This is a genomic window from Alteriqipengyuania triglochinis (assembly GCF_054655655.1).
In genome coordinates, this window is the sequence record NZ_BAAHNC010000001.1 from 1,088,356 (window position 1) to 1,111,439 (window position 23,084).

Sequence of the window (23,084 nt, forward strand, 5' to 3'; positions counted from 1 at the left end):
GAAGATCATCGGGCGAGTCGCCTGCCCGCGAAGGGATGCGGGAGGGGGGAAACCGCCACAGGATTGGACAAGCGCCTCCTCCCGCCTACAAAGCCCGCTCGCCCTCCCCCGTGGCAAGACGAGCGAGCATTCATGACCGAGACCACCCGTGCCTGGCGTTTCGCCGTCGATCGTGGCGGGACCTTCACCGATGTGGTCGCCATGACTCCCGCAGGACGGCTGGTGACCGACAAGCTGTTGTCCGAAAACCCCGGCCATTACGACGATGCCGCGACCGAGGCGGTCCGTCGGCTGATGGCGGAACATGGCGAGGCACCGATCGCGGAGCTGCGCATCGGTACGACCGTCGCCACCAATGCCCTGCTCGAACGCAAGGGAGAGCGGCTGGCGCTGGTCACCACGCGCGGCTTCGGCGATGCGCTGCGGATCGGCACGCAGGCCCGGCCCGAGATTTTCGCGCGGCACATCATCCTGCCCGAGCAGTTGCCCGCCAGCGTGGTAGAGATCGAAGAGCGGATCGGCGCCGACGGCGATGTCCTGCGCCCGCTCGACGAGGATGCGGCCCGCACCGCGCTGGAAGCGCTGCGGGCGGACGGCATCGAGGCGCTTGCCATCATCCTGATGCACGGGTGGAAATATCGCCATCACGAGGCGCGGCTGGCCGAAATCGCGCGCGACATCGGCTTCGCGCAGGTCAGCGTCAGCCATGAGATCGCCCCGCTCATCAAGCTGATCCCGCGCGGCGACACCACCGTGGTCGATGCGTATCTCTCCCCGGTCCTCAAGCGCTATACCGACGGCCTGCAACGCGACCTGCCGCCGGTCGAGCGGCTGCGCTTCATGCAGTCTAACGGCGGGTTGGCGGAGGTCGGTGCGTTTCGGGGCAAGGACGCGATCCTCTCCGGCCCCGCAGGCGGCGTCGTCGGCATGGTCGCAGCGAGCGAACCGCTCGGCCATAACAAGCTGATCGGTTTCGACATGGGCGGGACCAGCACCGATGTCGCGCATTACGCGGGCGAACTGGAGCTGGCGGCGGAAAACATGGTCGCGGGCGTGCGCGTCGCTGCGCCGATGATGCAGATCCATACCGTTGCGGCGGGCGGAGGCTCGATCTGCAGTTTCGACGGTGCGCGTTTCAAGGTGGGCCCGGAAAGTGCGGGTGCGGACCCGGGACCGGCCTGCTACCGCAAGGACGGGCCGCTCACGGTGACCGACTGCAACCTGTTCCTCGGCCGGATCGACCCGGCCTTCTTCCCCAGCGTGTTCGGGCCGGATGGCGACCAGCCGCTCGACCCGCAGGCCTCACGCGCCCGGCTCGAGCAGATCGCCCGGTCGCTTCCCGAACCGCGGCCGCTCGATGAGATCGCGCGTGGCTTCCTCGCCATCGCGGTCGACAACATGGCCAACGCGATCCGCAAGATTTCGGTCGCGCGCGGGCACGACGTCACCGAATATGCGCTCGCCTGCTTCGGCGGCGCTGGCGGGCAGCATGCCTGCAAGGTGGCGGACGAGCTGGGGATCGAGACGGTGCTGGTCCATCCGCTGGCGGGCATCCTGTCCGCCTACGGAATCGGCCTCGCCCCGGTGAAGGCGATCCGCGAGGTAAGCCTCGTGCGGCCGCTGCACGACGGCTTCGAGGACGAGTTGCAGGCGCTGGAAGACGAGGCGCGCGGCGACCTGACCGAGCAGGGCATTGCCGCCGACCAGATCACGCTGACGGGCAAGGCGCGGTTGCGCTTCACCGGCAGCGATTCGATGCTGACCGTCACCTGCACCGATGCGGACGCGATGGATGCGGCGTTCCGCGTGCTCCATCGCCAGCGCTACGGCTATTCCGACAACGAGGCGGCGATCATCGTCGAGGCCTTGAGCGTCGAAGCCAGCGGCACTTCGGGCGGGCTCGACCATACGGCGATCGATCCGGTCGCCGTGAATGGCGAGGCTTCGGGCGACTGGACCACCTGCGAGCGCGCTGCACTCGACACCGGGCAAGCCGTCGCAGGCCCTGCGCTGGTGATCGACCCGGGTTCGACCACCGTGGTCGATCAGGGCTGGGAAGCGACCCTTGCAGAGGAAGGCAGCCTCGTCCTGACTCGCACCAAGCCGCTGGAGCGCGCGCAGGTGGCGGGCACTGCCGCAGCGGCGGAGGTCGATCCCGTCCGGCTGGAAATCTTCAACAATCTGTTCATGGCGATTGCCGAGGAAATGGGCGTGGTGCTCCAGAACACCGCCACCTCGGTCAACATCAAGGAGCGGCTGGATTTCTCCTGCGCGCTGTTCGATCCGACCGGCGCGCTGATCGCCAATGCGCCGCACATCCCCGTGCACCTCGGCAGCATGGGCGAGAGCATTGCGCGCGTAATCGCGGTGCGCGGCGACGCGGGGCACGGCCCCAGGGATGGACGAGGCATCCGGCGCGGCGATGCCTATGTGCTCAACGATCCCTTCCGCGGCGGGACGCACCTGCCCGACATTACGGTGATCGCGCCGGTGTTCTACTCGGACGACGGCGACGCGCCCGATGCCTTCGTCGCCGCACGCGGACACCATTCCGACATTGGCGGGATCGCGCCCGGCTCGATGCCGCCCGAGAGCACGACCATCGCCGAAGAAGGCGTGCTGATCGACAATTTGCTGCTGGTGGACGAAGGCACCTTCCGCGAGGATGCCGTGCGCGCCGCGCTGGCCGATGCGACATACCCGGCGCGCAATCCGGATCGTAACCTGTCCGACCTGCGCGCGCAGCTGGCCGCGTGCACGCGCGGCAGCGAACTGCTCCATCAGGCGGCGCGCGATCGCGGCGCGGAGGTGGTCTCGGCCTATATGGACCACGTGCTCGCCAATGCGGAGGAAAGCGTGCGCGCGCTGCTCGGTGGGCTTGGGGATGGGTCCTTCTCCTACGCGATGGACAATGGCGCGCAGGTCAGCGTCGCGATCCGGATCGACGACGAGACCCGGTCCGCGGTGTTCGATTTCACCGGCACCAGCGATCAGCAGCCGAACAATTTCAACGCCCCGCGCTCGATCACCCGCGCTGCGGCGCTGTATGTGCTGCGCACGCTGATCGACGATCCGATCCCGATGAACGATGGCTGCCTGCGCCCGGTCGAACTGATCGTGCCCGAAGGATCGATGCTCAATCCGAAACCCGGCGCGGCGGTGGTCGCGGGCAATGTCGAGACCAGCCAGGTGGTGACCGATTGCCTGTTCGCCGCGACCGGTCGCCTCGCGCCCAGCCAGGGCACGATGAACAACTTCACCTTCGGGAACGAGAGCAACCAGTATTACGAGACCATCGCGGGCGGATCGGGCGCGGGGCCGGATCACGACGGGACCAGCGCAGTGCAGACGCACATGACCAATTCGCGCCTGACCGACCCCGAAATCCTCGAAACGCGCCTGCCCGTGCGGCTGGAAAGCTTCGCCATCCGGCGCGGCTCGGGCGGCACGGGGGCGCATACCGGGGGCGACGGGGTGGAACGGCGCGTGACCTTCCTTGAGCCGATGCGCGCCAACATGCTCGCCAACCGCCGCAGCATCGCGCCGCGCGGGATCGCAGGCGGCGGCGATGCGCTGCCGGGCGCGAACTGGGTCGAACGGATCGACGGATCGCGCGAGGATCTTGGCGCGACCGATTCCGCACAGATGGAACCGGGCGATACCTTCGTGATCCTCACTCCGGGCGGCGGCGGCTTCGGCAGCGCCTGATCTCCGGTGGCCGATGCGGGGCTGGACCGCGCCCGGATTCGCCTGCAAGATCGCGGACCATCCGGGTCTTACCGACCCGCATCAGCCGAGGGGGAAATCGATGCGTCTGGCCTTTTGCATGATCGCGGGTGCAAGCCTCGCGCTGGCAGCATGCTCGCAGGAAGCGGATGAGCCGGCGGAAGACAGCGCGCCGCAGGCGGCCGCTGTCGACCAGACGGCAGAGGCCCCTGTGCAAGCAGACAGCGGCCTGCGCGAATGGATCGTCGGGACTTGGTCCTACGACGGCACCTGCGCCTCCGATTTCGCGGTCTTCTACGAAGCCGACGGCACGATGCACAACGACGGCGAAGCCGGTAGCTGGGATGTCTCGGGCGACACGCTGACCGAAACGATTACCGAGGAATTCGAGATGGGCGAGCCCGGCGTTACAAAGGTCGATCCACCCAGAGTGCGCGCGCTGGAGGTGGCCATGATCGACGAGGACAGGGGCAATCTGATCTTCGAAGGCGACACCTACGAGATCACCCGGTGCTGATATTGCCGATTAACTGCGCCGCGCGAGGAGACGCATGAACTACTGGCCGCTGATCGGCATTGTGCTGGTCGTCATCGGGTTTGCCCTCAAGTTCAATCCGCTGCTGGTGGTGGTCGGCGCGGCGATCGCGACCGGGCTGCTTGCCGGGCTCGATCCGGTCTCGGTGATCGAGGCGCTGGGGCAGGCTTTCAACGAGAACCGCTACATCTCGGTCACCTGGATCATCCTGCCGGTGATCGGCCTGCTCGAGCGGTATGGATTGCAGCAGCGCGCGCGCGGCCTGATCGAGAGCGTGCGCGGCGCGACCATGGGCAAGCTGCTGGTGATCTACCTCGCGTTTCGCCAGCTGACCGCCGCGCTGGGCATGAAGGACATCGGCGGCCATCCGCAGGCGGTGCGCCCGCTGGTGGCACCGATGGCCGAAGCGGCTGCGGTCAAGTCCCACGGCGACCTGCCCGGCGGCGAGCGGCAGAAGGTGCTCGCCATGTCCGCCGCGACCGACAATGTCGGGCTGTTCTTCGGGGAGGACATCTTCTTCGCCATCGCATCGATCCTGCTGATCCAGGGCGTGTTCGAATCGGCAGGCTATCCGATGACGCCACTGCAGCTTTCGGTCTGGGCGATCCCGACCGCGATCTGCGCCTTCCTGATCCATTCCAGCCGGATCATGGCGCTCGACCGCCGCCTGGGACGTCTGCCTTCCTCGATCAAGCATCGAGAGACCCCGGCAGAGCAGGCACCTATCGTTCCGACGAACCCCGGAGGTGGCCAGTGATCACCTACGAATGGCTCTATATCCTCGCCGGAATCTTCTTTGCCATCTGGGCCCTGCTCAGCGCGCGGGACAGGAGCAATGGCAAGCGCTGGGGCAATGCCGCCTTCTGGGGTCTGCTTGCGGCAAGCTTCCTGTTCGGCAGCCATCTTACCCCCCTGGCTAACGGCGTGCTCGTTCTGGCGCTGGTCGGCATTGCGGGTGGCGGCGGGCTGGGCCGCAGCGATCCGCCAACCACCACGCTGGAGGAGCGTCTCAAACTCTCGCAGCTGAAGGGCAACCGGCTGTTCATCCCTGCACTGATCGTGCCCTTCGTCGCGGTCGCGGGGACGCTCGCCTACAACTATACCCCGCTCAGCGGCACCGGCCTGTTCGAGCCGCGGCGCGAAACGCTGCTGCTGTTCGCGATCGGCGTGCTGGTGGCGCTGGCGGTGGCGATGGCGTGGCTCAAACCCCCGGCCCTCGCCCCGGCGGAAGAGGGCCGCCGCCTGCTCGATTCGATCGGCTGGGCGGCGATCCTGCCGCAGATGCTGGCCGCGCTGGGCGCGGTGTTCGCGCTGGCGGGCGTGGGCGACATCATCGGTGCGCTGGCCGGTTCGGTGATTCCGGAAGGAAGCGTTCTGCTGACCGTAATCGTCTTCTGCCTCGGCATGGCGATCTTCACGATCATCATGGGCAATGCCTTCGCCGCCTTTCCCGTCATGGCCGCCGCGATCGGCATTCCGCTGCTGGTGGAAGGCTATGGCGGCAACCCGGCGGTGATCGGTGCGGTCGGCATGCTGGCGGGCTTCTGCGGCACGCTGCTGACCCCGATGGCCGCCAATTTCAACATCGTGCCTGCCGCGCTGCTTGAACTCGACGACCAGAACGGCGTCATCAAGCAGCAGGTATGGACCGCGATCCCGCTGTGGGTCTGCAACGTCGCGATCATCTATGTGGGGGCGTTCCTGCTGTGGAACTGACGAAAGAAACCGCTGCGCGCTTCGCTCGGGCCGCGCTGGGCCATGTGGCGCGCGAATATCCGCACAAGCTCGACCATGTGATGGAAGGCGATGCGGATGTTCGACCGCCGCGTGCGTTGCACCCGTGCTTCTTCGGCAGTTTCGACTGGCATAGCTGCGTCCACGGCTGGTGGACGCTGCTGACCTTGCGGCGGCTGTTCCCCGGCCTGCCCGAGGCTGCACAGATCGCGGAACTGGCCGACAAGACCTTCGTCGCCGAGAATCTCGCGACGGAGCTCGCCTACGCACAAGCACCCAGCGCACGCGGGTTCGAACGGCCTTATGGCTGGGGCTGGCTGCTCTACCTGCATCACGAGGCGGCGCGACATGACGAAGAATGGGCCGCGCGCATCGAACCGCTGGCGCGCCACTTCGCCGCGCGCTTCAAGGACTATCTCGGCGTGCTCACCTATCCCGTCTTTGTCGGGACGCACTACAACACCGCGTTTGCGCTGACGCTTGCCCGCGAATGGGCCGCAGCCCGCGATGCCGAACTCGCCGCTGCAATCGATCGATGGTCGGGCAATGCCTTCGCGCATCGCAGCGATTACCGCGGGTGGGAACCGGGCGGCGACGAGTTCCTCTCCCCGGTGCTCAGCGCAGCGCTTCTGATGCACCGCGTGCTGCCATCACAGGAATTCGCCCCGTGGTTCGCCGCCCTCGTGCTAGACAACGGCTGGATTGCCGACCTTTCGCCCGCGACCGTATCCGATCGCAGCGACGGGAAGGTCGCCCATCTCGACGGGCTCAATCTCAGCCGTGCATGGGCGTTGCACGAAATCGCGCCGACACTTGGCCACTCGAACGACCGCGAGATGCTGTGCGCAAAGGCCGCCGCGCATCTCGAGGTGGCGCTGCCCCATGTCACCGGCGACTATATGGGCGAGCACTGGCTCGCGAGCTTCGCCCTGCTGGCGCTGTTGGCGGAGGGGAGCGATATCGGCGAGTGACGTAGGTGACAGGTGTCACCCAAGTGTCACCCTCGGAAAGCTCTTACCTCTCATAGGGTTACGTCCATGCGGTTGACGCATTTGCGATTTCGAGCCGCGCGAGCCCCTTGTTCGCGAGCCCTTGTACGCGAGCCTAGTGGACGACGATGGGAAAGAGCCGTCGCCACGCTAGCCTGCGCGCGTGATGTAGGAAATGCCCGCCGCCGTGATGCGCGATCCGTTCCTCCCCCAAGGGGGCTGAGTAGGGGATCGGGCAGTACCCCTACCCCCAACCCCTAACCACGGGGAGGCGGTGCAGCCGTCGCTAGAGCCCCTTACCCATGCGCACCGAACTGGTTGGCGATGGCGGTCGAGATGCGCAGGCACAGGTCGTAGGCCTGCTCGATCGGCTCGATATACTCGCGCCGGATCGCGGCGTAGCCATCGCCCTCGCCCGCCGGATAATTGCCCGGCTCGGCCACGGGAAAATCGCTCTTGCGTGCGATGTCGGTTGGGTACGCACGGCGCAGCTGCGCCAGCGCGTCGTCCACCCGCAGCGAGAAGACCATCTCCAGCACGTCGGTACGGCTGATGTCGTTCGCGCGGCTGAAGGCCGGCACCGAGACGACCTTGAGGAACATGTGCTGCAGCAGCGCCAGCCGCAGGGCCTGCAACGCTCCGATCGTGCGCCGCACGCTCTCGCGCTCGGGATCGGGTTCCTCTTCGGGCAGGAGGTCGAGCAGGCGGTGGAACTTGAGCGCATCGACCCGCAGGCGTGACGCAAGGCGGCGGAACACACCGGTGCGATCGTCGCCGATCAGGTACTCGGCCAGCGCCTCGCACGAGCGCGCAAGGTGGTCCTCGGTCCCGCGATAGGTGCGACTTGCCCAGTAGGCGGAATTGAACAGCTCGCCATGCGCGCCCACGGTCTTGATGCTGGCCAGAGCATCGGAAGCTCGCGCCAGCCGCATGATCTGCCGCCCGCGCGGACTTTCGGCGAGCAGCGCCGCGATGTCTTCATAAGTGCCATCCGCGGCGCTGCCGATCCCGGCGATGATGTTCACCGGATAGCCGAGCTGCTGGAGGATCGCGTTGTGCGGGATCGCGCGGATCTGCCGCAGGCTCATCTCGCGCTCGGCATTGATGTCGCTCTGGCGGCGCGACTTGCGGCTGCCGGTCTGATTGAGCAGGCCGAGGCCGAAGCTGGTAATCGCCCGCGAATAGGTGCGGCTCTCCAGATGATCGCGCTGGTGCTCCTTGACCGCGCGATAGAAATCGAGGCTGAGATCGGTCCGCCGATAGAACGGGTCCACCGGTGCATCGGCATCGGACATCTCGGGCGTCAGCGTCGCAATCTGCGTCAGCGTGGCAAGCGCCAGTTCGGGCCCGGCGAAGAACAGGTAACCATCGCCGCCCTGGAAGCTCGCCTCGGCCTCCAGCCTGATCCCGGCACGCGCAAAGCGACGGCGCGCCCACGGGCTGAGCGGCCATTCGAGGCGGTCGGCGAAGCTGGCCGGATGCGCGCCCCGGCCCATCCCTTCGCCATGCGTGTCGAACACCAGCGCGGCGACGTCGGTCAGGTCGTTGGCCGCCATTGCTTCGGCCATGCGGCCTTGCAGACGCTCGATCGCGAGGCTGGCGGGAATCTGGCCCACGAAGCGCCCTGCGTCCGAGAAACCCGTCTGGATTGCGATCCGGCCGCGCTTGCGCGCATAGGTCCGAAACGCCTCTTCGGCGAGGAGCGAGTCGAGGAAGCGCCCGCCATGTTCCAGCGCGCTTTCGGTTTCGAACAGCGGCGAGACGTCGATCCGGTCCTCGATCCCGAAAAGCCGCCCGAAGTACAACGCGGCGAGCACGGTCGCGGGCTGCTCGCATTCGGCGACCAGCATGCGGATCGGCGCTTCGCCGTCGATATGCTTGAGGATCTGCGCCATCGCCAGGAACTGGCGCACGGCGGTGCTGCTCTCGACCGCGAGGCTGGCGAAGTTCGCCTGTTGCGGCTCCGCGTTGTCGAGCAGGTCGCGCAGCGCTGCCATCGCGCCGCGGCTCGAAAGGTCGATCTCGGGATCGTTGAGTTCGCGCCGGATGGCGTTGTGCAACTGCTTGGCGTTCACCCGGAAGTGGATCCAGCCCATGCCCAGCCCGTCTGCGCGCATCGCGGCAGTCAGCGTGCGGAGCGCGACCGCCTTTTCCGGCTCGGCCTCGCGCGCTTCGGTTTCGATCCGCTCGATAACGGGCGCGAGGGTAAGCAGCTTGTCGTCCGATTCCTCGGTCAGATGATCGGCCGCTGCGGTCAGCGCCGCCGGATCGGACAGGTCGCCGGCGAAGGTGTCCGAAATCTCCTGCGTGTTGCGTTCTGCCGCGCGAAGCCGGCGCACGAGTTCATGGTCCGGCTCGATCCGTTCGAGCGCGGCGGCATAGCGGCCGAGGCGCTGCGCCTTCTCCGCCAGCCGGAACGCGATCGAGGTGTACCAGGTGATGTCGGTTCGCCCGTCCATGTCGTAGCCGACCCAGGTGGCGAAGCGGAAAGGCAGCGGATCGAGCTCGTGCCAGCGATCCGGCCACTGTTTCTGCGCCGCGCGCAGCACCGCCGCGACGATCGTGTCGCGCGCATCCTGCGCGTGCGCCATCGCCGCCATTGCACGCTCATGCTCGTAGCGGAGCGTGATTTCCGGGCCCTCATCGCCTTCTACGGCCGCCGGAGTGGTTCCGGTGAGCGCACCTTGCGCCACCGCCTCCGACTGGGCCGGGCTGAGGAGGAAGGTGGGATGCGCGGTAAACACCGCGTGCATGCGCGTGTGCGACCACGCTTCGCGGAAAGATTCGAAATCGGCCCCGGCATTGCCCGAAAGATCGGCGAGCCGCGCGCGCCGGTTTTCCGGATCGAGGAGCCTGCGCAGGCGCGAGGCCCGCGCGCCGAGAGAATTGCCGACCAGCTCGTCGACCAGCCCCGCCACGCCTTCCAGCGACATCTCGCCGCTTTCGAGCGCGCGCGAGATCTCGTGTGAAAGCTGGAATACCGGATTGAAGAGCGGCGTTTCCTGCGTGCGGCGGTGCAGCACCTGCAAACGCTCCGTCAGTCCGTCTAGGCTGTTCAAATTGGCTTGGCCGCTCACATTCCCTCCCTTGGTTGTAAGCATCGAACCGTTTCGCAAGTGCGAAGGTTCCGCATCAAGGGACGGAATGCAAGCGGCGCATAATGCCTATTCGGTCGCGACGATATTATCGTCCGAATTGCGATCGATATATTTGTTGTAGGGATCGATCCCGGCAAAGGCCGGCCGCGTGTCGGTCACGATCCGCACGCTCTGCGCGCCGGATCGGATCGGGTAGCGTCGCCGCACGATCACATCGTCCCCGTCGAAGGCACCCATCCCGGGCCGCTGCGCAAACAGGCCGATCTCGATCTGATCGTTCAGCAGCGCCTTGCGCTCCTCGCCCTGCCCGTTGGCGTAGAACTTCTCCGCATCGATCTCGACCACGGTCTCGAACCGGCCATCGTCAAGCTTGGTGACCTTCGCGGCCTCCGCCTTCAGGTCGTAGAGCGTGATGCGCTTCAGCAGGTCTTCGACCAGCTCGCGCTCCTGCTCGTCCCGCGCAAGCGACATGAACCCTTCGACCAGATCGGTCGAACTGGCATAGGGAGCGCCCTTGAACCGGTAGCGGTCCAGAAGGTCGGCCAGCATCGCGTTCACGCGGTCCTCGCCCAGCCGGTCCTGCAAGAGGTACAGCGCGACTGCGCCTTTGCGGTAATGGATGTAGCCCTGGTTCTCGACCCGCTCGAGCGGAAGCTCCTCGATCGCCTCGCTTCCGCGCGAACCCAGATACTGGTCCAGTTCGTATTTCAGGAAGCGCCGGATCTGGTCGTCCCCGTACAGCTCCTTCATCACCATCAGCGCCGAATACTGCGCCATCGTTTCGACCAGCATCGTCCCACCCTGCTGATCGGCACTGATGAGCTGGTGCGCCCAGTACTGGTGGCCCAGCTCGTGCGCGGTCACGTAGGTGACGTAGTCGATGCTCTCGGCATCGCCATTCTCCGCGATGAAGCCGATCCGTTCGGAAAAGGGGATCGTCCCGGCGAAAGCCTGTGCGAAGGACGAATAGCCCGGGAATTCGATGATCCGCGCGTAATCGAACTGGTACGGGCCGAAATTGGCTTCGTAATAGTCGAGCCCCGCCTCCATCGCATCGAGCATCCGCTCCACGTTGAAGTCGTGCGTGGGGTAGTGATAGATTTCCAGCGTCGTTCCGTCGTGTTCGCGCCGGGCGACCTCGTAATCGGCCGACTGGACCGAGAAGAAGGCGAGGATCGGCTCCTTCGAGACGAACCGTGCCACCCGCCGGTCGCCCTGCACCTCGTCCGACACGCGGCTGCCGGGTGCGATCGGGGTCTGGCCCGCGACGGTCGAGACCGTGATATCCGACATGACCCAGGGCGCATTGCCGACATAGTTGCGCTCCCGCGCGCTCTCATCCTCCAGCTTTGCCGGACGCAGCTCTGCTGGCAGGTCATATTTGCGCCGCGTCGCGCGATCGCTCAGCAGGCCCGAACGGTCCATCCCGATCTGCGGCATGAATTCGCTGTTGTTCAGGAAGGCCCCGTTGCGCACGAGGCGGGTGTCGTCGCCCTGGGCGCGGATACCCTGCTGCCACCGACGGGTGGTGAAGGTGAAGACCCCCTGCGCCCCCGGAGCCAGCGGTTCGTCGAAGCGGTAGATGCGGTAGAGGTTTTCCTCGTCATTCATGGCCAGCCTTGCACCGGCGACGTCCATCGAAAGGATTTCGGCGCTGGGATCGGGCATCCGCAGGTGCAGTTGCGCGATCGGCTCGTCGGTGTCGTTGACGAAGGTAATGCGCCCGCGTGCCTCCATCCGCGTTTCTTCGGGATAGAGATCGACCTCCAGCTTCACATCACTCGCTGCGGGCTGGGCGAGGGTTTCGTATTTCAGATACTTCTTCTCGTAGGCGGCGAGGCGCGCCTCGGCATCGTCCTGCGTGGTGTACTCGTTGAGGATGTTCATCTGGTAGTAGATGAAGCCGCCGCTCAGCAGGGCGACCAGCACCGCCGCTGCCATGACCGCGCCGGAGGGCGAGGCCATGCGCCGGGGCAGCTGCCTGAGCCTGGGCCGGAGCGCACCGTCCGCCCCGCGCCGCCACAGCAGGTGCGCCAGCACCGCCAGGATCAGCGCCACCGCGCCCCAGTAGAGCCGCAGCCACCAGCCCATCGCCCAGCCGACATCGGCGCCGTTGATATCGGACACGCGCATCGAACCGGTGCTGCCATAGAGGTAGAGCGGATGATCGAAGCCCATCGTGGCCAGAACGATCGTCGCGATGGCGTAGAGCACCATGATGCCCCAGCCGACGTACTTGTTCGGGCTGAGCGCCTGGACGAAGATCGACAGGATCGCGAGCAGCAGCATATCGACCGACAGCGGCAGGACATACCAGGCAAGATACTTGCCGATCTCGAAATCGGTGTAACCGCGTCCGGCCTGGAACAGCATGGCCGCGAAGACCGCGACCAGCAGCGTCGCGATCAGGACGAAGGCGACCGCGATGGTCTTGGGCACCATGTAGGACCAGCCGGGCACGGAGGTGGAATCGACGATCTCGTGGAACCTGCGATCCCGGTCGCGCCAGACGAGCTCGCCGCCGTAGTAGATCGCGATGATGATCGGGATGATGATGAAGCTGCCCATCAGCGGCTCGATCAGCGAGAAGGTGAGCGGGCGCGCCGGCGTGCCGTAAATCTCGTTGCCGAACCACAGCGCCCCGAAGGTGTTTAACAGGCCGATCAACAGGAGGATGAAGAAGGCCGGGCTACGCAGCACCTGCCCCATTTCGAACTTCGTGCGCGCGCGGAGCCGCGCGAACCCGGCCTTTTCGGGCGTGGGCTGCGGCAGCATATCGACCAGCACCGGCTCCTTGCGGGCAAGCTTCGCCTCCTTCTTCGCTACCTTGCGCGCCTTGCGCGCGGAGATTGCCTTGCTGGCGAAGCGGAAGCGCCAAAGGGCAAAGGCCAGCGCGAGGAATGCAACGCCCAGCCAGAGGGCGCGATTGACGAGCAACACACCGTCGACCGGCGGGATTAGCGTGTTGGACTCCGCTGCGGTCCAGTACCGCGTGGCATTGCCGAACGCGGCGAGCCCGAAGGGTTCGATATAGCTGGCCAGGTCGCGATATTCCGGCTGGCTCGACATCACCGCGTCGAAGACGATGTAGAGCACGAGGAACAGCACCACCGCCACGTAGGTGTACATCATAGACCGGGTTATGGTGGCGACCGCGAAGAACAGCGCGCTGACCATGAAGACCGACGGCAAAGCGAACACGAAATAGGCGATCGCGTAGTAAGCGAAGCGGTTGGGCCCGATGGTTTCGGGATCGAGCCAGGGCATCAGAGAGCCCAGCCAGATGCCGAGCGGCACGACCAGGAAAGCGAGCGCGGCGGCGATGAACGCGCCCGCAAAGCGGCCGAGAAGATAGCTGAACTTGCTGACCTGGGTGGACCGGATCAGCGGCCCGAACCCGCTTTCCTCGTCGCGCACGATCACGTTGGCGACGAAGGCGGTGGTCACGAACATGAAGAAGGTCGTCATCAGCAAGTGCGTGGTGACGATCGCGACCGGGCTGTTGACGTTGACATTGCCACCACCGCCGATGGTGAGGTCGTCGCTCGCCGTCGCGCCATAGGTCAGCAGGAAAAAGGCGACCGTTGCGACCCAGAACACGGGGTTGCGCAGCTGATACCGCAGCTCGAACAGGGCTATCTTGCCGAACATCGTGCCGCCCCCTTACGCTGCGATTTCGGTGTCGGCCGGCGAGCGGCGCGAGGTGGCAAGCGCCGAGAAATAGACATCCTCCAGCCCGCCCTCGACCGTGTGGAAGCCGGGCGCAGGCGCACTGTCGGACAGGACGTGAATGATCGTCTGGCCGGCGAAAAGGCGGGTGGAAATGACCTCGTACTTCGTCCGCATCTCGTCGAGCTCGGACCGGTCGATGGTTTTCGCCCACACGGTGCCGCGCGCCTTATCGATCAGTTCCTTGGGCGCACCCTGCAGGCTGATCTGGCCGTCGATCAGCACCGCCATGCGCGGGCACAGGTCGGAGACATCCTCCACGATGTGCGTGGAGAGGATCACGACGACATTCTCGCCGATCTCGGCCAGCAGGTTGAGGAAGCGGTTGCGCTCTTCGGGGTCGAGCCCGGCGGTCGGTTCGTCGACGATGATGAGGCTGGGGTTGCCGATCAGCGCCTGCGCAATGCCGAAGCGCTGGCGCATCCCGCCGGAAAAGCCTGCGATCGCCTTCTTGCGCACGCCCCACAGGTTCACCTGGTTGAGCAGCGTTTCGACCGTGGCCTTGCGGTCCGAGGCGGAGGAGATGCCCTTCAGAACCGCCATGTGATCGAGCATGTCGTAAGCCGAAACGCGCGGATAGACGCCGAAGTCCTGCGGCAGGTAGCCGAGCTGCCGACGCAGCGCATCCGGGTTTTCGAGGATGTCGACGTCACCGAACCGGATGCTGCCCGAGGTCGGCGTCTGGAGCGTCGCGACCGTGCGCATGAGGGTGGATTTGCCCGCGCCATTGGGGCCGAGCAGGCCGAACATCCCCTTCGGAATAGACAGGCTCACATCGTCCAGCGCGCGCACGCCATTGGGATAGACGTGTGTGACGTCTTGCAATTCCAGCATGATGTTCGCAACTCCCCTGTATGCGTTCGAACCTATCACGCCAGGGGGAAGCGTCTATTGCCGCGGTCGACGCGGGTATGCCACTGGTCGAGCGGACGGCCGGCGGAGCCGCTCAGGCGGGCGCGTCGCCTTCGTCCGCCAGCGCATCCCTGAGGGGGCCGAGCCACGGCTCATACGGCTTCCATGCACCCTGCCCGCTGCGATTGATCGGCTGGCGGACCTGTTCGCTGCTGGCGGTGCGGACCGCACGATCGGTCTTGTGAAATTCGAGGCACGCTTCCTCGAACGGCAGACCGCAGAAATCGAGCATGCGCCGCGTCTGGCCTTCCAGATCGTCGAGCACATCCTCGTGCTGTACGCGCAGCACCTTGCCCGGCAGCACTTCGTCCCAGTGGTCCATCAAGGTGATGTAGTCGGCATAGTACCGCCCGACCTCGGTCAGCCCGTAGGTGAACTCCTGCCCTTCGGCGAAGAGCTGCTTGAATCCGGAAAAGCAGCAATCCATCGGCGCGCGCCGCGCATCGATGATCTTCGCCTGGGGCAGGATCAGGTGGATCAGGCCGATATGGCGGAAGTTGTTCGGCATCTTGTCGATGAAGAACGGCGCGCCCTGCCGGTGGATGCGCGTGCTCTCGATAAAATCGGCGCCGAAGGTTTCGAGCTGGTCGCCCGTCAGGTCGTGCAGGATTTCGGGATAGCGCGACTGGCCCGCCTTGCGCCCGCGCAGCCGGTGGGCAAGCGCGAGGATGTTGGGCAGTTCCAGCGTCCCGTCGACCTGGCTGTGGCTGGCAAGGATCTGTTCGAGCAGCGTCGAGCCTGCGCGCGGCAGGCCGAGGATGAAGATCGGATCGGGCGCGGGATGTCCCGCCCCTGCATGCTTTGCGAAGAGATCGGCGGTGCACACCTCGCGCTGCCTGGCCAGCTCCGCGCTCATCGCATCGGCGCTGTAGCGTGTCTGCGCGCGCTTTAGCGTGTTGCCCTGTTCGTAGAAACGGAAGCTGTCCGCATATTCCTTGCGGTCCTCGTGCGCCTTGCCCAGCGCAAAGGACAGATGGACCCGGTCCATGAAGCCGAGCCCCGGGGCATCGACCCGCTCCTGCATCTCGGCGATCTCGTCCTCGGTGAAGCGATAGGTCTTCAGGTTGGCGAGCGCGTAGAACGCATCGCCGTGCCCCTGCTTCGCCGCGATCGCCGCACGGTAGCTGGCGACCGCATCGTCCTGTCGGCCGCGCGTCTTGAGCGCGTGGCCCCTGCTGGTCAGCGTGGCCGGATCGTTCGGCAGCTGTTCGAGGATGGCATCGAACAGGGCGAAGGCGCGATCATAGTCGCCGGTCTGCATGCTCTGGATCGCGAGATGCGACTGGAACAGCGGATTGCCGGGATCGCGTGCTTGGAGCGCCTCTGCCTCCACGCGGGCCTCTTCGAATTTCTGCCGTCGGCGCAGCGCGTCGATATAGTCGAGGCGGACCTGGATATTGTCCGGCTCGAACGCCTTCGCGCTTTCGAGCAGGAACTCCGCATCGTCGTTGATCCCCAGTTGCATGCCGATCTGCGCCAGCAGGCGCATGCCTTCGACATCCTTCGGATTGCGACGCAGGTAGTGGCGGCAGATTTCCTCCGCGCGAAGGACGCGACCTTCGTGCAGATGGTGCAACACCGCGACCAGTTCCTTGGGCAAAGCTGCAACCCGGCCTGCCTGCGCAGCGGCATTCTGCGCTTCCGCCCCGGACGAAAGTTCGGCCAGCGCGCGCCAGCTCGCCACCAGGGCCGGGTTGAACTGCGTGGCCCTGGCATAGGCGGCCCTGGCTTCCGCCAACTGGCCACGCGCGCGGTGCAGATGCGCGCTTTCCTGCCATGCGCGCCCGTGTTCCGGGCTGGTCGCGTGGAGCGCCTCGAGATGCGTCTGCGCATCCTCGAACCGTTCGAGGTAACGCGCGGCGACTGCCGCCATGTAACGCGCTTCGGTGTCGGTCTCGTCTGCCGCCAGCACTGCCTCGGCATGATCGAGCCCGCGCGTGAAATCGCCTGCCTGAAGCGCCTTTTGCGCGGCGTCCATGCGCTCTTGCCGATCGTCCTTCATAATCAGGACCCGTGCCAGAAATACGAAGCGGCGGGCAAGCCGCAAGGCCGCCCGCCGCCCCGATAATGTCAGCCGATCAGTAGTTGTAGCCGACCCGCAGGCCGACCGTCAGCGGACGGTTGGTGACGATGCGCGGACGATCATAGTAGAAGTCGCCAGCAATCTGCGCACGTTCATCGCTCAGGTTCTCGCCGAAGATCTCGACATTCCAGCGATCCGCCTTGATGCCGGTGGACAGGCCGAAGGTCGTGTACCCGTCCAGCTGCCAGCGGTTGATCTTGATGATGTCGGTATATTTCGACGCGGAATGGGTCACCTGCGGCATGACGTAAGCGTCCAGCGTGCTGCTGAGCGCCCACTCGTAGCGGATCCGCGCATTGCCCTGGAAGCTGGGCGCATAGGCGAGGTCGCTACCGACCTCGACGTCATCGGTCGGGGTCAGCTTGTCGGTGATTTCCGTGTCGAGGATCGAGAACGCACCCGCGAACGTCAGCCCCGGCACCGCGTACGGCGCGAAGGTGAACTCCGCCTCGACGCCCCAGATCTCCGCATCGGCCGCATTGTCCGAGAAGAACAGGTTGACGATGCTGGGATCGAAGATGGTCGTCTGCAGGTTGCTGATGTCGACGTAGAAGGCACTGCCGTTGAACTGCAACTGGCGGTCGAACAACTGGGTCTTCCAGCCCAGTTCGTAATTGGCGACCGTGTCGGTCTCCAGTTCGAAGGGCACCGTGAAGTTGCCCGGACCCTGCGCACCGCCCGGGCGGTTGAGCAGACCCGGACGGAAACCTTCCGAATAGGTCGCGTAGAGCAGAATGTCGTCGGCAGGCGTAAGGGTAACCGTGCCCTTGAAGATCACGCCCTCGGACTTCGCCACGTCGGGTGCGGTCAACGCGTTGAACACCTGGGTGGCCTGGGCCTCGGAAAGGCCGGCAGCCATGATGTCGTCCATCGTGTCGCCCAGGTTGAACGTCTGGCGAAGTGCGGCATCGCACGATCCGATGAAGGTGTACTGCCCGTCACCGTCGTACAGGTCCGACAGGTTGGTGCCGAACGCGTTCTGGTCTTCGGTAGCGCCTGCGTTGCAGAAGGCGCTGTTGGCGGTGCCTTCGAAATCGACCTCTACGTTATAGTAGCGCGCGCCGAAGCTGGCGGTCAGCAGGTCGGGCACGACGTCGAAGCTGGCTTCGCCGAAGAGGCCGATCTGCCTGTCCGTGCGCTTCACGTCGTTGCGGAAGATCGCGGTCTCGGGAAGCGGGCCGGCATCGCTGTTATACGCGCCCGGGAACGGGAAGTTGGGCGCGAAACCGCCAAACGGTGCCGCCTCGATATTGCCCGGATAGTTGTAGTCGTTGCGCTCCTTCAGGATCAGGTTCGAATAGAACCCGCCCGCAGTCACGCGGAAACGGTTTTCTTCCGGCGTGCTGACGCGCAGTTCCTGCGTGAACACCGTGGTATCGGTATCCGACGTCACGAACGCGTTCGGCGCCTGGCACGTGCCGCTGGGGTCGTTGCCGGCACCCGGATAGCTGACCGAGCCGTCGCAGATGTAATACGGCAGGTACTGACCGGCGAACATGTAATCGGTGTAGTCGACCTTCTGATCGACTTCGCGATCGGTGTAGGCGCCGTTGTAGATGACATCCAGCATGCCCAGCCGGCCTTCGAGGCTCCAGGCCGTGTTGGAGAAGGTATCCTCCATCCGGTCGTCCTCGTACCGCTGGATTTCCAGATTATCGAGATCGAGCTCCGGATCGGCGAAGAACACGCCGTCGGTCTCCAGCGACTGGCGGGTGTGCGAGAGGGTCAGCTTCCAGTCGGGCGAAAACTCGTACAGCGCGGAGGCGCGGAAGCCCGAATACTGGGCGTCGTTGAAGTTTTCTTCCACCAGCCCTGCATTGTTGGCTTCGATGAAGGTGACGTCCGACAGGTCAGCGCCCGCCTGGATACCTTCGCGGCGCGGCGCAACCGGCACGCCATTGCGGCGCACGGTCCCGGCTTCACGGAAACGGGCGCTCTCGCTGAGATCGCGGGTGCCCTGCACGTTGTCGATATAGCCGCCCTGATCGTCCAGATAGACCACCGCACGCAGGGCGAGGTTGTTGGTCACCGGCACGTTGATCATGCCTTCGGCCTTGTAGCTTTCCTCGCCACCCTTGGTGAAGGAGGTGCTGGCCTTGAAGCTGGCGTCGAACCCGGCAAGACTCGGCTTGTTGGTGATCAGGCGGACGACGCCCGCCTGCGAGCTGGCACCGAACAGCGTGCCCTGCGGGCCCTTCAGCACCTCGATCCGCTCAAGGTCGGCGGCATAGACGTCGAGGTTGCGGCCCGGCTGCGCCAGCGGCTGCTCGTCCAGATACATCGAGACATTGGGCGCAAGGCCCGCGACGCCGGCGGTGGTCAGGTTCGGCGTGGTGGAGGCGAGGCCACGAATATAGATCGTGCTCTGGCCGGGGCCCGATCCGCCAGCAGTCACCGACGGCAGCTGCTCCAGATAGTCGTCGAAGGTGTTGATGTTCAGCTCTTCAAGCTGCTCGGCGCCGATTGCGTTGACGGCGACAGGCACGTCCTGAAGGTCTTCGCTGCGCCGCTGCGCGGTCACGACGATGGTGTTCACGCCGCCCTGGCGTGGTTTCTTGGCTGCGGTAGTCTGCTGCTGCGGCTGCTGCGCATCGTCCTGCGCGACCGCAGGCGTGGCGATGGCGATGGCGAGCGCGCCCGCAGAAGCGCACGTTGCGAGATTCTTCATGATGTAGTTGCCCCTTTGATCGTTCGATCGTGTTCTTGTTGTGTCTTGAGCGGCGGTCCGTCGGGCTCGATCCAAGCTTTGAGTAGAGCGGATCGGATGATTGAGGATCGCCTGCGGCACGGGCCCATTATGCGAACCCGTTCGGATTTGGAACCGGACCACGAATAAATAGCCAAGCACTCCCGAGGCGTGGCATATTGGCAACACTCGGCGTGCAAGTGCAATCACATGTCATTTTCCAGCCACGGGAGACTGCATGCGCGCTGACCGGTATTTTTTCACATAGGCCAACTTCTGAAATACAGAGCCAGCGATTATTTTGTTTTCAAATATTACTCACAACTTATCTTACGAACGATAAATTTGTTCTCAAGTCGCTGAATGGCCTCAAACTACGGACGACTTCCGTTGGTCGGTTCCCCTTCCATTCGGGGCGCAACCGATGCCTGCCGGCGTCGCGCAGGCTTTGCCCATGCAAAAGGGGCCGGGCAGCTTAAGCTGTCCGGCCCCGTATCCAGTCGTCAGGTTCGTCGGGAGAGTCCGGCTATTCAGCAATCCGGTCGCACACCGCGCGGGTCACCTCTTCGCTGGTGTTCGCACCGCCGATATCCGCAGTTCCGAATCCCTCACGCAGGGCCTGGCCGACGGCGTGCTCGATAGTCTCGGCACACGCCGCTTCGTCCAGCGCGTGGCGCAGCAGCATTGCCCCACTCAGGATCGCGCCGACCGGATTAGCCTTGCCCTGCCCCGCGATATCGGGTGCCGAGCCATGGATCGGTTCGTACAGGCCGCCGTGGGTCTCCGACAGCGAGGCCGAAGGTGCGAGCCCGATCGAGCCGGTGATGACCGAAGCCTCGTCGCTCAGGATGTCGCCGAACATGTTCTCGGTCAGGATGACGTCGAAGGCGGACGGGCGTTCGATCAGCTTCATCGCCATCGCGTCGACCAGCACGTGGTCCAGTTCGACGTCGGAAAACTCGGCTTCGTGCAGCGCGATCACCGTCTTGCGCCACAACCGGCTGGAGGCGAGCACATTGGCCTTGTCGACCGAGGTGACCCGCCCGCGGCGCGGGCGCGCGGCCTCGAAGGCTATCCGCGCCACCCGCTCCACCTCGTGGCGCGAGTAGATGCACAGGTCCGAAGCGGTCTCGTCGCCCTCCTGCTTGTCGCCGAAATAGATGCCGCCGGTCAGTTCGCGCAGGATCAGCATGTCGGTGCCGCCCACCCGCTCGGGCTTCAGCGGAGAGAGCTCTTCGAGCCCCGGAAACAGGGTAATGGGCCGCAGGTTGGCAAAGGCTCCCAGCGCCTTGCGCAGGCCGAGCAGACCCGCCTCGGGGCGCGGACCGCCGCCGTCCCACTTGGGCCCGCCGACCGCGCCGAGAAATACTGCATCCGCCTGCGCACACGCTGTCGCGGTCGCCTCCGGAAAGGGATCGCCATGCGCGTCGATCGCGCAGCCGCCGAAGTCATGGCTTTCGAACGCAAGCGACACGCCATGGCGCTGGGCCGCAGCCTCCATCGCGGTGCGCGCGGCGGACGCGACTTCGGGCCCGATCCCATCGCCGGGCAAAAGCACGATTTTATGGGTCATGCTGCGGCGCGCTCGTATTCGGCGATCTGGGCTTCGTGCGCGAGGATGTGGCCGAGCGGGTCGACCCCGTCGAGCAGGCAGCGCCGGGCGAAGGGCTCCACCGTGAACTGTGCACGGATATCGTCCTCGGTTTCCAGCGTGCAGCTTTCCAGATCGATCACCATCGAGATCCCCGGCCGCTCGAGCAGGGCAGCATGCGTGCGTGCATCCACCTCGACCGGCAGCAGCCCGTTCTTGAGCGCGTTGCTCTTGAAGATATCCGCAATGTCGGAGCTGACCACGGCCTTGAAACCATAGTCGAGCAGGGCCCAGGGCGCGTGTTCGCGGCTGGAACCGCAGCCGAAATTGGCCCCCGCGACGAGGATCTGCCGGTCGCCCGCCCCCGCCCTCGGCAGCGGCGTATCGTTGCGCGGCTGGTCGTCGCCCGTGTAGCGCCAGTCGTAAAAGGCCTGCGCCCCCAGCCCCTCGCGCGTCGTGGTGGTCAGAAACCGCGCCGGGATGATCTGGTCGGTGTCGATATTGGTCTGCGGCAACACCAGAGTGCGCGAGTGCAGGCGGGTAAAGGGATCACGCTGCATGACGCGCCTCCATGTCGAGATAGTCGGAAGGATCGGCGATGTGGCCCGCGATCGCGCAGGCTGCGGCGGTCGCCGGCCCGGCGAGGACCGTGCGCACGCCCTTGCCCTGGCGGCCGACGAAGTTGCGGTTGGAGGTCGAGACGACGAGTTCGCCGGGCGCGCCTTGGTCGCCGTTCATCGCGATACACATCGAACAGCCGGGCATGCGCCATTCGGCCCCGGCATCGAGGAATACGGTATCGAGCCCCTCTGCCTCGGCCTGGCGGCGGATCGCTTCGGAACCGGGGACGATCAGCGCGGTGACGCCCTCGGCCACGCGCCGTCCGCGCATCACTTCCGCCGCTTCGCGCAGGTCCGCCATGCGCGAATTCGTGCAGCTGCCGATGAAGACCTTGTTCACCGCCATCTCGGAGAAGGGACGGTCGGCTTCGAACCGCATGTATTCCGCCGCATGACGCGCCGCATCGTCTTGCGGGGCGGGAGCGTTTGCGGCAGCGGGCGCGGCGGCATCGGGCGACACGCCGAAGGTGATCATCGGGCGGATCGCGCTGGCGTCGACCGTTTCCTCATGGTCGAACGCGGCGCCCTCATCCGACGGCAGTTCGCGCCAGCGGGCGAGCGCGGCTTCCCACGCCTCCCCCTGCGGCGCGCGTTCACGCCCCTCGATGTAGGCGAAGGTGGTCTCATCAGGCGCGACCATGCCGACGCGCGCGCCCGCCTCGATCGCCATGTTGCACAGCGTCATGCGGCCTTCCATCGATAGCGCTTCGACCGCTTCGCCCGCGAACTCGACCGCGTAGCCCTGCCCGCCATCGGCGCCGATCTGCGCAATCATGGCAAGCGCCATGTCCTTTGCGCCGACGCCCGGCGACAGCGCACCCTCGAAAGTGATCCGCATGCTCTTGGGCTTGCGCTGCAGCACGCATTGCGTCGCCAGAACGTGGCCGACCTCGGTCGTGCCGATGCCGAAAGCGAGGGCCCCGAAAGCCCCGTGGGTGGAGGTGTGGCTATCGCCGCACACGATCGTCTTGCCCGGCTGCGTCAGGCCCATTTCGGGACCGATCACATGCACGATCCCGCGTCGCGCGTCGTCGAGGCCTAGCAGATCGATACCGTGCTTGGCGCAGTTCGCCTCCAGCTGGTGGACCTGGCGTTCCGCCGCTTCGGTTGCATAGGGCAGGCGGCCATCCGGACCCGCCGGAAGCGTCGGCGTCGAATGGTCGAGCGTCGCCTGCGTCAGATCGGGGCGGCGCACGCCCAGCCCGCGCTCTTCGAGCACCGCAAAGGCCTGCGGCGAAGTGACTTCGTGCACCAGGTGCAGATCGATGAAGAGGATCGCCGGGCTCTCTTCGTTTTCGGGGGTCACGACATGCGCGTCCCACAGCTTGTCGAACAGCGAGCGCGGTCGGCTTTGGGCTTCGGTCATTGGTTTGGTCTCTTC

13 protein-coding genes are annotated in these 23,084 nt (G+C 65.6%); 5 read left to right on the forward strand and 8 right to left on the reverse strand.

From position 1 onward, the window contains the following. The first annotated feature begins 132 nt into the window (after positions 1-132). The 5 genes from ACYQ0L_RS05335 (at position 133) to ACYQ0L_RS05355 (ending at position 6,966) form a co-directional block, all read left to right on the forward strand. Positions 133-3,708, forward strand: coding sequence for a hydantoinase B/oxoprolinase family protein (locus tag ACYQ0L_RS05335; RefSeq protein ID WP_459787914.1), 3,576 nt, complete (start codon positions 133-135; stop codon positions 3,706-3,708). Positions 3,709-3,808: 100 nt separating this feature from the next. Continuing rightward, positions 3,809-4,243, forward strand: a complete 435-nt coding sequence (locus tag ACYQ0L_RS05340) for a hypothetical protein (RefSeq protein WP_459787915.1) — start codon at positions 3,809-3,811, stop codon at positions 4,241-4,243. 34 nt (positions 4,244-4,277) lie between these two features. Beyond that, on the forward strand, positions 4,278-5,018 hold the full coding sequence (locus ACYQ0L_RS05345) for a DUF969 domain-containing protein (RefSeq protein WP_459787916.1): 741 nt from the start codon (positions 4,278-4,280) through the stop codon (positions 5,016-5,018). Further along, positions 5,015-5,977 carry a DUF979 domain-containing protein gene (locus ACYQ0L_RS05350; protein WP_459787917.1) on the forward strand — a complete coding sequence of 321 codons (963 nt, stop codon included), beginning with the start codon at positions 5,015-5,017 and terminating at the stop codon, positions 5,975-5,977. The genes ACYQ0L_RS05345 and ACYQ0L_RS05350 overlap by 4 nt, the downstream gene beginning before the upstream one ends. Then, a complete protein-coding gene (locus tag ACYQ0L_RS05355; protein ID WP_459787918.1) occupies positions 5,968-6,966 on the forward strand; it encodes a DUF2891 domain-containing protein in 999 nt (332 codons plus the stop codon). The genes ACYQ0L_RS05350 and ACYQ0L_RS05355 overlap by 10 nt, the downstream gene beginning before the upstream one ends. A 314-nt stretch (positions 6,967-7,280) precedes the next feature. Here the strand turns inward: ACYQ0L_RS05355 and ACYQ0L_RS05360 are convergent, their stop codons facing one another. From ACYQ0L_RS05360 to leuC, 8 genes are all read right to left on the reverse strand, one after another. Beyond that, a complete protein-coding gene (locus tag ACYQ0L_RS05360; protein WP_459787919.1) occupies positions 7,281-10,061 on the reverse strand; it encodes a phosphoenolpyruvate carboxylase in 2,781 nt (926 codons plus the stop codon). A gap of 87 nt (positions 10,062-10,148) precedes the next feature. Continuing rightward, positions 10,149-13,733 (reverse strand): ABC transporter permease/M1 family aminopeptidase, encoded by a 3,585-nt coding sequence (locus ACYQ0L_RS05365; RefSeq protein ID WP_459787921.1) that lies wholly within the window; start codon positions 13,731-13,733, stop codon positions 10,149-10,151. Positions 13,734-13,745: 12 nt separating this feature from the next. Beyond that, positions 13,746-14,645, reverse strand: a complete 900-nt coding sequence (locus ACYQ0L_RS05370) for an ABC transporter ATP-binding protein (RefSeq protein WP_459787922.1) — start codon at positions 14,643-14,645, stop codon at positions 13,746-13,748. Positions 14,646-14,757: 112 nt separating this feature from the next. Beyond that, positions 14,758-16,725, reverse strand: coding sequence for a tetratricopeptide repeat-containing sulfotransferase family protein (locus ACYQ0L_RS05375; protein WP_459787923.1), 1,968 nt, complete (start codon positions 16,723-16,725; stop codon positions 14,758-14,760). A gap of 76 nt (positions 16,726-16,801) precedes the next feature. Next, complete coding sequence (locus ACYQ0L_RS05380) at positions 16,802-19,474, reverse strand: TonB-dependent receptor (RefSeq protein WP_459787924.1); 2,673 nt, start codon at positions 19,472-19,474, stop codon at positions 16,802-16,804. Between the two features lie 544 nt (positions 19,475-20,018). Then, positions 20,019-21,065 carry a 3-isopropylmalate dehydrogenase gene (gene leuB / locus ACYQ0L_RS05385; RefSeq protein WP_459787926.1) on the reverse strand — a complete coding sequence of 349 codons (1,047 nt, stop codon included), beginning with the start codon at positions 21,063-21,065 and terminating at the stop codon, positions 20,019-20,021. After that, positions 21,062-21,643, reverse strand: a complete 582-nt coding sequence (gene leuD / locus ACYQ0L_RS05390; RefSeq protein WP_459787928.1) for a 3-isopropylmalate dehydratase small subunit — start codon at positions 21,641-21,643, stop codon at positions 21,062-21,064. Before leuD ends, leuB begins: the two co-directional genes overlap by 4 nt. After that, positions 21,633-23,069 carry a 3-isopropylmalate dehydratase large subunit gene (leuC, locus tag ACYQ0L_RS05395; RefSeq protein WP_459787929.1) on the reverse strand — a complete coding sequence of 479 codons (1,437 nt, stop codon included), beginning with the start codon at positions 23,067-23,069 and terminating at the stop codon, positions 21,633-21,635. The genes leuD and leuC overlap by 11 nt, the downstream gene beginning before the upstream one ends. Between the last annotated feature and the right edge of the window lie 15 nt (positions 23,070-23,084).